General features: G+C 53.3%; 11 protein-coding genes. 6 read left to right on the top strand and 5 right to left on the bottom strand.

Annotated features, from left to right (window positions below):
- Window positions 1-115: 115 nt before the first annotated feature.
- The gene (gene slmA, locus H7R76_RS00905) at window positions 116-712 is read left to right on the top strand and encodes a nucleoid occlusion factor SlmA (protein WP_106924952.1); all 597 of its coding nucleotides are present in this window, start codon (window positions 116-118) and stop codon (window positions 710-712) included.
- A 178-nt stretch (window positions 713-890) separates the two neighbouring features.
- Here the strand turns inward: slmA and pyrE are convergent, their stop codons facing one another.
- Entirely contained in the window at window positions 891-1,532 is a 642-nt protein-coding gene (pyrE, locus tag H7R76_RS00900; RefSeq protein ID WP_182929819.1) for an orotate phosphoribosyltransferase, read from the bottom strand.
- Window positions 1,533-1,595: 63 nt separating this feature from the next.
- Complete coding sequence (gene rph / locus H7R76_RS00895; RefSeq protein WP_106925181.1) at window positions 1,596-2,312, bottom strand: ribonuclease PH; 717 nt, start codon at window positions 2,310-2,312, stop codon at window positions 1,596-1,598.
- A 230-nt stretch (window positions 2,313-2,542) separates the two neighbouring features.
- Between rph and H7R76_RS00890 the strand changes: the two genes are divergently transcribed.
- Together H7R76_RS00890 and H7R76_RS00885 are read left to right on the top strand one after the other, a co-directional pair.
- Window positions 2,543-3,406, top strand: a complete 864-nt coding sequence (locus tag H7R76_RS00890; RefSeq protein ID WP_106924950.1) for a YicC/YloC family endoribonuclease — start codon at window positions 2,543-2,545, stop codon at window positions 3,404-3,406.
- 200 nt (window positions 3,407-3,606) lie between these two features.
- Window positions 3,607-4,875 carry a tyrosine-type recombinase/integrase gene (locus H7R76_RS00885; protein WP_103177712.1) on the top strand — a complete coding sequence of 423 codons (1,269 nt, stop codon included), beginning with the start codon at window positions 3,607-3,609 and terminating at the stop codon, window positions 4,873-4,875.
- Between the two features lie 36 nt (window positions 4,876-4,911).
- Here the strand turns inward: H7R76_RS00885 and H7R76_RS00880 are convergent, their stop codons facing one another.
- Window positions 4,912-5,943: an IS630-like element ISEc33 family transposase gene (locus H7R76_RS00880; RefSeq protein WP_003033020.1), complete on the bottom strand. Its 1,032-nt coding sequence runs from the start codon at window positions 5,941-5,943 to the stop codon at window positions 4,912-4,914.
- Window positions 5,944-6,121: 178 nt separating this feature from the next.
- Here H7R76_RS00880 and H7R76_RS00875 point away from each other — a divergent pair, with 178 nt between their 5' ends.
- The gene (locus H7R76_RS00875; protein ID WP_182966750.1) at window positions 6,122-7,033 is read left to right on the top strand and encodes a hypothetical protein; all 912 of its coding nucleotides are present in this window, start codon (window positions 6,122-6,124) and stop codon (window positions 7,031-7,033) included.
- Between the two features lie 99 nt (window positions 7,034-7,132).
- On the opposite strand, the gene H7R76_RS00870 is transcribed toward H7R76_RS00875, so the two are convergent.
- The gene (locus H7R76_RS00870; protein WP_068815383.1) at window positions 7,133-8,113 is read right to left on the bottom strand and encodes an IS5-like element ISKpn26 family transposase; all 981 of its coding nucleotides are present in this window, start codon (window positions 8,111-8,113) and stop codon (window positions 7,133-7,135) included.
- A gap of 504 nt (window positions 8,114-8,617) precedes the next feature.
- On the opposite strand from H7R76_RS00870, the gene H7R76_RS00865 reads away from it, so the two are divergent.
- A complete protein-coding gene (locus H7R76_RS00865) occupies window positions 8,618-10,351 on the top strand; it encodes a phosphoethanolamine transferase CptA (protein WP_182929806.1) in 1,734 nt (577 codons plus the stop codon).
- 233 nt (window positions 10,352-10,584) lie between these two features.
- A complete protein-coding gene (locus tag H7R76_RS00860; RefSeq protein ID WP_106924949.1) occupies window positions 10,585-11,202 on the top strand; it encodes a trimeric intracellular cation channel family protein in 618 nt (205 codons plus the stop codon).
- Here the strand turns inward: H7R76_RS00860 and ligB are convergent.
- Complete coding sequence (gene ligB, locus H7R76_RS00855) at window positions 11,199-12,875, bottom strand: NAD-dependent DNA ligase LigB (protein ID WP_182966747.1); 1,677 nt, start codon at window positions 12,873-12,875, stop codon at window positions 11,199-11,201. The genes H7R76_RS00860 and ligB overlap by 4 nt on opposite strands.
- Window positions 12,876-12,894: the final 19 nt, after the last annotated feature.

Below are 12,894 nucleotides of genomic sequence, written 5' to 3'. Positions count from 1 at the left end.
GTTTTTTACGTATCTCACGGCGTCATAATGTAAAAACAACACTGCACGTTATGGTTGCGGTCACCGTGTGGATGCTCGCCTGACAAGTGTTTTATTTTCAGGGGTATTTTAGAACATGGCAGAAAAGCAAACTGCGAAAAGGAATCGTCGCGAGGAAATACTTCAATCCCTGGCGTTGATGCTGGAGTCCAGCGATGGTAGCCAGCGCATCACGACGGCAAAACTGGCCGCTTCCGTAGGCGTTTCCGAAGCGGCGCTATACCGGCATTTCCCAAGCAAGACCCGCATGTTCGATAGCCTTATCGAGTTTATCGAAGATAGCCTGATTACCCGTATCAACCTGATTCTGAAAGATGAAAAAGACACCACTGCGCGCTTGCGGCTGATTGTGCTGTTGATTCTGGGCTTCGGTGAACGCAACCCTGGACTCACCCGCATCCTGACCGGCCACGCGCTCATGTTCGAGCAGGATCGCTTACAGGGCCGCATTAATCAGCTCTTTGAGCGCATTGAGGCGCAGCTGCGCCAGGTACTGCGCGAGCGGAGAATGCGCGAAGGGGAAGGCTATGAAACCGATGAAACGCTGCTGGCAAGCCAGCTGCTGGCCTTCTGTGAAGGGATGCTGTCGCGCTTTGTGCGCAGCGAATTTAAATACCGGCCCACGGATGATTTTGACGCCCGCTGGCCGTTGATTGTCGCTCAGCTGCAATAGCGCAAAATGGCCCGCGCAGTGCCGGATGGCGTCGCAAGCGACTTATTCGGCCTACAAAGGATGTCGATTTCAATCAGTTAGGCAGTCCGCGTAGGCCCGATAAGCGTAGCGCCATCGGGCATTTCGGGCTTTGTCATCAGTCTCAAAAAAATAGCCCGGCCTGCGCCGGGCTATTTTTTTACACGCCGTATGCTTCGCGATAGGCGCGCACGGACGCCAGATGCGCCGCCATTTCTGGCTTCTCTTCCAGATAGGCAATCAGATCTTTCAGGGTGATTATCGAGATGACCTCACAGCCATAGTCGCGCTCCACTTCCTGAATGGCTGAAATGTCGCCGCGGCCGCGTTCCTGACGATCTAACGAGATCAGCACGCCAGCGAGCTGCGCACCGTTAGCCTGAATAATTTCCATCGATTCGCGGATTGCCGTCCCGGCGGTGATCACGTCATCCACCAGCATCACGCGGCCGGTCAGCGCGCTGCCCACCAGATTGCCGCCTTCACCGTGGTCTTTGGCCTCTTTACGATTGAAGCAGTACGGATAATCACGATCGTGGTGTTCCGCCAGCGCGACGGCGGTCGTGGTGGCAATCGGAATACCTTTATACGCCGGTCCAAACAGCAGATCGAACTCGATACCGGAATCCACCAGCGCTTCGGCATAAAAACGGCCTAACAGTGCCAGATCGCGCCCGGTATTAAACAGCCCGGCGTTGAAGAAATAGGGGCTCTTGCGCCCGGATTTCAGCGTAAATTCGCCAAACTTAAGTACCTGCTTGTTAAGCGCAAACTCAATAAACTGGCGCTGATACGGTTTCATGGATTCGCTCCTCATCTCACTTATTTCAGACAAAAAAAAGGGCGACTACGTCGCCCTTAAAAATCAGTTTTCTAACGCCGCCTTCTGCGTCGCAATAATAGATTCGATTCCCCCTCTGGCGAGGGCCAATAGGGTGAGTAGCTCTTCGTGGCTGAACGGCTCGCCTTCGGCGGTGCCCTGCACTTCAATAATGCGGCCGTCTTCGGTCATCACCACGTTCATGTCGGTTTCTGCCGCAGAATCTTCGACGTATTCCAGGTCACACAGCGCTTCACCACCCACAATGCCCACGGAAACCGCCGCGACCATCCCTTTCATCGGATTGGTTTTCAGCTTGCCCGCAGCAACCAGTTTACCCAACGCATCCGCCAGCGCCACGCAGGCACCGGTAATGGACGCGGTGCGGGTGCCGCCGTCGGCCTGAATAACGTCACAATCCAGCGTAATGGTGAATTCGCCCAGCGCTTTCAGGTCAACTGCGGCGCGCAGCGCGCGCGCAATCAGGCGCTGAATCTCCATGGTGCGGCCGCCCTGCTTGCCTTTTGCCGCTTCGCGGGCGTTACGGGTGTGAGTCGCGCGCGGCAGCATGCCGTATTCCGCGGTGATCCAACCCTGGCCCTGGCCTTTCAGGAAACGCGGTACGCCTTCGTCAATCGAGGCGGTGCACAGCACTTTGGTATCACCAAATTCGACCAGCACGGAGCCTTCAGCGTGTTTTGTATAATTACGGGTCAGGGTGACGGGACGCACCTGGTTGGCACTACGACCTGCTGGACGCATGATAGAAATCTCCGGCTTGAAACGAATGTGGCTGCGCATTATACACAAAATCATTCCCGCTGTATCAGGGCAGCAGGGGAGCAACGAATTCATCGGGCGCGAGCCGTGCGAAGCGTGCAGGAATGGTGAAAAGGATGGCGCATCACGGGTATTAAAGGTGCTTATTCCTATCCTGATAAGCCCTCGAAGGCTATAATCCCCCCATCTCTCCTTTAGAAACAGGAACGTCTATGATCCGCAGTATGACCGCCTATGCCCGCCGTGAAATCAAGGGCTCGTGGGGCAGCGCCGCCTGGGAACTGCGCTCGGTTAACCAGCGTTATCTCGAAACTTATTTTCGTCTGCCGGAACAGTTTCGCAGCCTCGAGCCTGTTGTGCGCGAGCGCCTGCGTACCCGTCTTACGCGCGGGAAAGTAGAGTGTACTTTGCGCTTTGAGCCCGATGCGAGCGCGCAGGGCGAGATGATCCTTAACGAAACGCTGGCTAAACAGCTGGTTAATGCCGCGAACTGGGTCAAAATGCAAAGCGACGAAGGTGAAATTAATCCGGTCGATATTCTGCGCTGGCCGGGCGTCATGGCCGCTCAGGAACAAGATCTGGACGCCATTGCTGCCGAAATCCTGACCGCGCTCGATGCGACGCTGGACGACTTTATCGTTGCTCGCGAAACCGAAGGCCAGGCGCTGAAAGCGCTGATTGAGCAGCGCCTCGCAGGCGTCAGCGATGAAGTAGCGAAAGTGCGCGCACATATGCCGGAAATTCTGCAATGGCAGCGCGACCGCCTTGTCGCCAAGCTGGAAGACGCAGAGGTGCAGCTGGAAAACAACCGTCTGGAACAAGAGCTGGTGCTGATGGCGCAGCGTATCGACGTGGCCGAAGAGCTGGACCGCCTGGAAGCTCATGTAAAAGAAACCTATAACATCCTGAAGAAAAAAGAGGCTGTGGGTCGCCGTCTGGACTTCATGATGCAGGAATTTAACCGTGAGTCGAACACCCTGGCATCAAAATCGATCAATGCCGATGTCACAAATTCCGCCATTGAGCTGAAGGTGTTGATCGAGCAAATGCGCGAACAGATCCAGAATATCGAGTAAGCTATCAGCAAGATTCACAAAGACACATAAATCACATCAAGCCCGCAACCCAGCGGGCTTTTTTGTTATCATGGGCTATCATAAAGACGCAACAAAGCGCATAGTTAAGGTGTACACCTAGGTGTACCCATGGCGTTAGGTGTACGCAACTAGGTGTACACCCCTTATTAAAAGTTTGGAATAGTTTGGATATTCGCAAAATGCCAAAACTCACAGACATGCAGATCCGCGCATGGATAAAGGCCGGGGAGCGATTCGAGGGGCGCTCTGACGGTAACGGGCTTTATCTTTCATACCGCGAAAACTACCAGACCCCCGTCTGGCGATTCCGCTATAAATTCGCTGGGAAACCCCGCGCAATGATGATCGGCTCATATGCTGAGCTATCACTATCAAAAGCCAGAGAGACAGCCAAAGAGCTATCGGCGCGTGTTGCGCTGGGTTATGACGTCGCGGGAGAGAAGCAGGAACGGAAAGCCGAAGCGCTGGCGAAGATGGAAGCAGAGAGAAACGCCATGCGCGTTTCAGAACTTGCCGCTGAATACTTTGAGCGTCAGATCCTGCCGCGCTGGAAGCACCCCGATATACTCCGCCGCCGTATCGACAAAGATATAAACCCCTGCATTGGCAGCATGAAGGTAGAGGACGTGAAGCCGCGCCATATCGACGACATGCTGAAAGGTATTGTTGACCGTGGAGCGCCTACCATAGCAACGGACGTTCTACGCTGGACGCGCCGCATTTTCGATTACGGCATCAAACGGCACGCGCTGGAGATTAACCCGTGTTCAGCCTTTGAGGTGTCAGACGCTGGCGGGAAAGAAGTTGCCCGTGACCGCTGGTTAACACGTGGCGAACTAATCCGACTGTTTCAGGCTATGCGTATGGCTAAGGGATTCAGCCGTCAGAACGAGCTTACCTTCAAGCTACTGCTGACGTTGTGTGTGCGTAAGATGGAGTTATGCGCCGCCCGCTGGGAGGAGTTCGATTTAGACGGGGCTATCTGGCACTTACCCGAAGAACGCAGCAAAAACGGCGATGCTATCGACATACCACTCCCCCCACCAGCCGTAGCATGGCTACGTGAGCTTCACACATTCTCATGTAATACAGCATGGGTGCTGCCAGCCAGAAAGATGCAAAGCCGGATGATTCCCCATATTCAGGAAAGCACCCTACCCGTTGCGCTGGCAAAGGTTCGCGCTGAAATGCCAGACGTACCGAATTACACCATTCATGACTTCCGGCGCACTGCCCGCACCCATCTTGCGGCGTTAGGTGTGGATCCCGTGGTAGCTGAACGCTGCCTGAATCACCGTATTAAGGGCGTGGAGGGTATCTATAACCGTCACCAGTATTTTGATGAGCGTAAAGCGGCGCTGGCGCAGTGGTGTGATTTGCTGGTGGCACTGGAGAAGGGTGAGGATTACAACGTGACGCCTATTATAAAGACGCATAAGCTATCGTAAGAATAGATTGAGCCTAAATAGCTGCGCCTAATACCGCTACACTTTTGCCTGACCATGTTTTCCTCCGGGGAATGGGCTGGCGGTTTCCATAAAATGGCGGACCTTTTTCAGTAACTGCCACATTGAGCGGCACTGATGATTACGGGTTATCGTGTCATGAAGTGCCTGCCATAGCCGTTCCACATGATTCACCCACGGCGAGTAAACCGGCTGGTAAATTACCCTGAACTTGGGATTTGCTTTCAACCAGCGCTGTGTTTCGCGGCTTTTATGGATAATGTAGTTATCAACGATCAGCGTGATTGTTTTCGCCCGCCGGTAAGTGGCTTTCAGGTGCTTCAGCAGAGCGATAAACAGCGCTGAACTTTTGCTGTTGCCGCCCACGTAGCTGACTTTACCCGTGCCACTGTGCAGTGCGCCGGCCAGATAGTATTTTTCGTTCTGCCCCGGCGTCACTACCCGTTTCTGCTGTCCGCGCAACTGCCAGTCCGCACCGATTTTAGGATTAAGGTGAATATCCACTTCATCTTCATAAAATACCGGATGCTCTGCGTTGCATTCATCCAGCGCTTTGTGGATTACCGCCATCTTTTCATCTTTATGTGGGTCACGGATGCGCAGAGTTGGCGCGGCCCTGCGCCATACAAGCCCCGCAGATGGCAACCAGCGGCGAACGGTTCCTGCATGTAACTGGCAACCGGTTATCTCATTGATTTTTATTGCCAGTAATTCGGTGCTCCAGCGTGAACGTTGATAACCAAAATCGCCGGGAGAATGCTTTATCAGCTCACGTAACAGGGTGCAGATATGTTCAAAAGGCCAGCGTCGGGAGCGCCCTGCGGGTAAGGATTTCAGGCCTTCAATACCTGAGTGCGTAAACCAGTTAATCCAGCGACCAACGGATGAACGGGCACAACAGAGAGTTCTGGCAACATCGCTGACCCGTTCACCCCGATGAAGCATCAGCATGGCCGTGAGTCTGCGGGCATGATTTTTATCGCGCGTTTTATGAATAGCTTTCTGCATCAGGCGTCGTTCGCCACGGGGTATTGGTGCTATGATCGGCATCGCTCAGTCCGGTTGGTGGTTTTGGTTGGTTTGGCGAATGATCAGATCGCGCAATCCGGGCTGAGTTCCCTTTCAGTGATCTACTATTCCGCGCAGCTATTTAGTCCGACGGGATGAAAAGCGGAAGCCTTACCGCCTGGCTCAATCAAGTGAAAGGCAAAGCGTGAAAGGTAGCGTGATGATCTTACCAAAGCATAGATATTATTCGCTTGAAAAAGTAGCCAAAATCACTAAGTGCGAAGTGTCTGATTTAATACATTTTGCTTCAATAGGCTTATTACAGTTTTGTATTAAGATGCCTCATATTGAATTTCTATTCGATAGCTCGCCAAAAAATGAGAACGAGGAAGTAAAGTTAATTAATGTTGAGTCTGATAGTATATTGCCTGTCGATTACTTAAAAGAAAAATATGATATTAAGCCTGAACCTAATGCTGATCTACACTGCCTAAGATTTAGCTATAAGTCAGATTATTTCTCTGTTACAGAGCAATATGATATGAACTCAGGAAATAAATCTATTGAAAAATGGAGTGGTTTTCTGGCGATCCCTCAAGAGTTCATCGAAGCAGAGGAGAGGTATTTATCTGATTATTGGGATGATTGGGATATAACTATCGATACTCTTGATGTGCCCAGATGCGAAAACGCAACGTTTAGAGATGGCTACGTTGCTGGACGATTTTATTTCGATGACTGGTATACTGTTCATAGTAAGGATATGTATATAACCAGTTATGAGCTTGAATTGCTATGCAATGGCGGCAAGGAAATCACATCAGAAACCGATCTTGCAACAAGAAATAGCCCCAATATTTTATCCACCTCACCACTACCAGTTAATAAAAAAGCTGAGAGACATGCTTCCAATAGAGAGGGGTTATTGAAAGCTGCTATTTATATCCTAAGTAAATATCCTGACGACTGCCGAGGGGAAAGAAAAGAAGTCAGTCCTGAAAAATGGCGGGACTGCTTACTTGAACACAAAGATGAAATTCCACCATTAATGATTACCAATGGTGATGTGATCCTTAAACATCTAAGGAAGGTGCGAATAAGCAGGTCATTTCTTCCCAAGCTGACTCGCTGATTAAAATTTCGCGGATCTGGGCCGATTTTTTTCCCGCAAACAATCGAATCAGCCTATTTAGGCTATTTTTTCCACCATTTCTGGCGTTATTTCCGGTTTTTACTGAGATCTCTCCCACTGACGTATCATTTGGTCCACCCGAAACAGGTTGGCCAGGGTGAATAACATCGCCAGTTGGTTATCGTTTTTCAGCAGCCCCTTGTATCTGGCTTTCACGAAGCCGAACTGCCGCTTGATGATGCGAAACGGGTGCTCCACCTTGGCACGGATGCTGGCTTTCATGTATTCGATGTTGATGGCCGTTTTGTTCTTGCGCGGATGCTGCTTCAAGGTTTTTACCCTGCCGGGACGCTCGGCGATCAGCCAGTCCACATCCACCTCGGCCAGCTCCTCGCGCTGTGGCGCTCCTTGGTAGCCGGCATCGGCTGAGACAAATTGCTCCTCTCCATGAAGCAGATTACCCAGCTGATTGAGGTCATGCTCGTTGGCCGCGGTGGTGACTAGGCTGTGGGTCAGGCCACTCTTGGCATCGACACCAATGTGGGCCTTCATGCCAAAGTGCCACTGATTGCCTTTCTTGGTCTGATGCATCTCCGGATCGCGTTGCTGCTCTTTGTTCTTGGTAGAGCTGGGTGCCTCAATGATGGTGGCATCCACCAAAGTGCCTTGGGTCATCATGACGCCTGCTTCGGCCAGCCAGCGATTGATGGTCTTGAACAATTGACGGGCCAGTTGATGCTGCTCGAGCAGGTGGCGGAAATTCATGATGGTGGTGCGATCCGGCAGGGCGCTATCCAGGGATAATCGGGCAAACAGGCGCATGGAGGCGATTTCGTACAGGGCATCTTCCATGGCACCGTCGCTCAGGTTGTACCAATGCTGCATGCAGTGAATACGCAGCATGGTCTCCAGCGGATAGGGCCGTCGGCCATTGCCCGCCTTGGGATAAAACGGCTCGATGACAGCGGTCATATTCTGCCATGGCAGAATATGCTCCATGCGGGAGAGGAAAATCTCTTTTCGGGTCTGACGGCGCTTAGTGCTGAATTCACTATCGGCGAAGGTGAGTTGATGGCTCATGATGTCCCTCTGGGATGCGCTCCGGATGAATATGATGATCTCATATCAGGAACTTGTTCGCACCTTCCCAAGCATAAGAGCATAAAATGAGCAGTAAAAGGCAGCACCTCAAAATGCCGTGTACACATGGGTGTACCTACTGAGAAAACGCATTATATGAAATCCAGTAACCATGGGCATTTAAAGCCACTACTCAATAAACAGATTCAATATCGAATAAAAGCAGACGGTTAAGCTGAAACACCATGCCCGCCACGTTGCGGGCATTTTTATATCAGGTAGTTTCTTTTTTTTCACCGTCATTGCATGATGAGCCACCCTTCCAGGAAGGGCGATTATGGAAAAGATACGATATTGCAGAACGGTATTGCTCAGATAATTTCGCCGCACCTTTATCCCTTTAGATAATGGGCTTATCTGTTTTTACGCCCTGATATCGATCTAATTATATCTTAAGCATTGGTCGCTAAACTGGCCGCCTTTACTGCAAATAAAGTTAAACTTATGCAATTCACGACTACTCAGAGTACGCCAGCTTTCAGTTGGAAAGCCCTTGGCTGGGCCGTATTGTATTTTTGCTTCTTTTCTACCGCCTTACAGGTTGTCATCTATGCCACAGGCTACAGCGGTTCCACCGGCCTGAGAGATTCCATTCTCTTTAGCCTGTTATGGCTGGCGCCGGTATTCCTCTTCCCGAATAAAACCCGCCTTATTGGTGCGGTTATTGGCGTCGTACTGTGGGCCGCATCACTTGCCGCAATCAGCTATTACGTCATTTATGGGCAGGAGTTCTCGCAAAGCGTTTTATTTGTGATGTTTGAAACCAACACCAATGAAGCCGGAGAATTCTTCAGCCAGTATTTCAGCCTCAAGATTGTGCTGGTTGCGCTGGTGTATACGGCGGCTGCCATTTTGCTTTGGACACGTCTGCGCCCGGTGTACATCCCAACGCCCTGGCGCTGGCTGGTCTCCTTTGCACTGGTGTATGGTCTGATTCTGAACCCCATTGTTAACGGGGTCGTGATGAAAGATAAGCCCCTTGCCGACGTTCTGGACGGCGTATCAACGCGTCTGGCACCTGCTGCACCGTGGCAATTTATTACCGGCTACTATCAGTATCGCCATCAGTTGAATAGCCTGACGCAGTTGCTGAACGACAACCACGCTCTGCCGCCGCTGGAAAATTTAAAAGACAGCACCGGCGATGCGCCGCGTACGCTGGTATTGGTGATTGGCGAATCAACACAGCGTGGCCATATGAGCCTTTACGGCTATCCTCGTGAAACCACGCCGGAGCTGGATGCGCTGCATAAATCAGATCCGAACTTCACAGTCTTCAATGACGTCGTGACGTCTCGTCCTTATACCATTGAGATTCTGCAACAGGCACTGACCTTCGCTAACGAGCAGAACCCGGATCTGTACCTGACTAAACCGTCGCTGATGAACCTGATGAAACAAGCGGGCTATAAGACCTTCTGGATCACCAACCAGCAGACGATGACCTCGCGCAATACCATGCTGACGGTCTTCTCACGGCAGACGGATCAGCAGTTCTACATGAACCAGCAGCGTACCCAGAGCGCCCGCGAATACGATACCAACGTCCTGGCACCGTTCAAGCAGGTACTGGCCGACCCGGCACCGAAGAAGTTTATTATCGTTCACCTGCTGGGCACGCATATTAACTACGAGTACCGCTACCCTGAAAGCTGGAACAAGTTCGCGGGTCGAACTGACGGCATGCCGGCTGGGTTGAGTAAGGATCAGCAAGATACCTACAACAACTACGACAACGCCAACTTGTATAATGACTTTGTCGTTTCCAGCCTGATTAAGGACTACAAGGCGACAGATCCAAACGGCTTCCTGCTGTACTTCTCCGATCACGGGGAAGAGGTTTACGACACGCCGCCGCATAAAACGCAAGGTCGTAATGAGCAAGATCCTACGCGCCACATGTACACCATTCCGTTCCTGTTGTGGACATCAGAAAAGTGGCATGCCGCGCACCCGCGTGATTTCTCACAGGACGTCAACCGCAAATACAGCAGTTCAGAGCTGATCCACACCTGGTCCGATCTGGCCGGTCTGAGCTACGACGGTTTTGATCCAACCCGCGCGCTGACCAGCCCGCAATTTGTAGAAAGCACCCGCTGGATTGGCAACCCTTACAACAAGAAAGCGTTGACGGATTACGACAAGCTGCCGTACGGCGAGCAAACCGGTAATCAGTAATCTTCATTCAGGCCACTTCAACAGAAGTGGCCTTTTCATCTCGCCTGCGTAATGGAGACTTATATTTTCTAATGATGAAAATCATCATCTAATAACACAAAACCCCATACCGCAACGCCAATTAAGCCAGCATAAATTAGTTTTACTAATCTAAATTAACTCACCTTAGAAAATCTCAATCGTGACCAAGCGCACAAATCGCTACTCTCCGCTCGTTCATTTTGGGAGCCTCTATGTTACTGCATATCCTTTATTTGATTGGCATCACCGCCGAAGCCATGACCGGCGCACTGGCTGCCGGACGTCGCCGCATGGACACGTTTGGCGTCATTATCATTGCCACAGCCACCGCTCTGGGCGGCGGGTCGGTACGCGATATGCTGCTGGGGCACTATCCGCTCGGCTGGGTACAACACCCTGAATACATCATCATCGTTGCCGTCGCCGCGGTGCTCACCACTATCGTCGCGCCAGTGATGCCGCACCTGCGCCGCCTGTTCCTGGTGCTCGACGCCGTCGGGCTGATTGTCTTTTCGATCATTGGGGCGCAAATCGCGCTGGACATGGGCGAAGGCCCGATTATCGCCGTGATTGCCGCCGTTGTTACCGGCGTATTCGGCGGCGTACTGCGCGATATGTTCTGCAAGCGTATCCCGCTGGTGTTCCAGAAAGAGCTCTATGCGGGCATTTCCTTCGCCGCCGCCGTGCTCTACGTGGCGCTACAGCATTATGTCAGCAACCACGACGTGGTGGTGATTTCTACGCTTCTGTTCGGCTTTACCGCTCGTATGCTGGCGCTGAGATTACGTCTTGGCTTACCGGTATTTTACTACCGGCACGAACCACACTAATCAAACCCCGCTACGCCCAGCGCACGCAGTTTCACCGCCAGCGACACGATGGTGGGATGATGAAGAAAAGCCACCAGGCTACGCGCTTTTTCCCGGCCAACGCCGGGTAGCGTTTGCCAGCTCAGTTCATCCCGTGCGATGAGCTGCCGCCATGAGGCGTCGCCAGACGCCCTGAGCGCCGCCTCAGGCAACGGTACACCCAGCGCCCTCACCCACTGGCGAAAGGGCTGGCGACGAGCCATATCAAAACGGTGCCACAGCATACCGGCACGTTCCGGCGTCATTCCCGGCGTCGCCTTGAGCTCCGCAACCGTCAGCTCAAGCCATGAAAACAGGTGGCTGAACGGCTGCGCTATCATCAGCCGACGCCATGCCGACTCGCCCATCCCTGGGAAATTAAGCGCCTGTGGAGAAGACAGCCAGCCCAGGCGAGCGAGAAACTGCGCTCGGCAGCTGTCCGTCAGGAAATAACAGGTTAGCGAATGATATTCCCCCGTCGGCGGCTCGGGTTTGGTGCGATCCAGCCCGCGCCAGACCACGCGATCCAGCCGTGGAATGCCCTGCCCGGCCAGACTGACCAGCAGCTGATCGCCGACGGTGAAATCGAGGCCTCGCCAGCGCGATACCGAACCCACATTCACCCTCCGTACCCATTTATCATCCAGCAGCACCGGTTCCAGCGTTGCCACTACCGAGACTTTCCCGCTGCGCCCAATGGCAAAGCGGATGCCGTTAACCTGCGCGACCTGGCCAACCGGCGAGTATTTCCACGCCGCGACCCAACTCCCCTTTGTGGGCTGCCATTGAACGCCGGCCGGCTCTTTGTCCGTGCGCAGTACAATACCGTCGGTAGCGAACGGCAGCGGAGTAGTTACCCAGCGTGCACGCCAGTCCACCGCGTCCTGAGCGCGGGCAAGGGGATGAGAATAACGCTGAGCTAGTTCGAATCCGGACTCGGCCAGCAACCTCAGGCGCTCGGACATCGCCGTGGGGCCGTCTGGCCACGCCCAGATAAACAGCGACAGCATGGAAAGTGGCGTATCCTGCCCACGGCGCATCAGCAAACCGGCGACCTTCGCGCGCGCGTTCATCCCGCCCATTTGTTGCTGCACATGCCCTTCGGCGCGTAAAAATATCTCGCCCTGTAAAACGCTGTTTGCCAGCGCCCCTTGAACCCGCTTCGGTAACGATGGGATACGCCTGGCCTGCGGCGTCCAGTCCTCACCCGCCAGACCGTCTCCCCGGCTGATGGCCTGATATAGCAGCCCATCGCGATAAACCAGCGTCACCGCCACGCCGTCGACCTTAGGCTGCACCCACAGCCCCGTTTTACCCTGCATCCACTGCTTTACCGCACGCTCATCGGCCAGCTTACGCACGCCCGTATGGGCAACGGGGTGTCTCAGCGTTCCGTTCAACGGCGACAGCGTGTCGCTTTCCGGTGGCCCTGCGCCAAAACAGCGCTGCCACTGCGCCAGACGCGCCGCAAGCTGATCGTAAACGTCGTCGTTTACCTCACTGGCGCCTTGCCGCCAGTATGCCTCGTTCCAGCGCGCAATTTGCCCCTGTAGCAGGGCGATTTCCTGCCCGGCTCGCGCGGGCGACCAGGCGGGACAAACGGCCTGCGCCGGTCCCATTAACAGCATAACCAGACCCATAATCCATGGCTTCATATGTGTTCTCCGTCGATAC

This window comes from Klebsiella sp. WP8-S18-ESBL-06, from assembly GCF_014169755.1.
In the GTDB taxonomy this organism is placed as follows: Bacteria; Pseudomonadota; Gammaproteobacteria; order Enterobacterales; family Enterobacteriaceae; genus Kluyvera; species Kluyvera ascorbata_B.
Note: the sequence above shows the minus strand (reverse complement) of the source record. Positions and strands in the feature narration are given on the sequence as shown.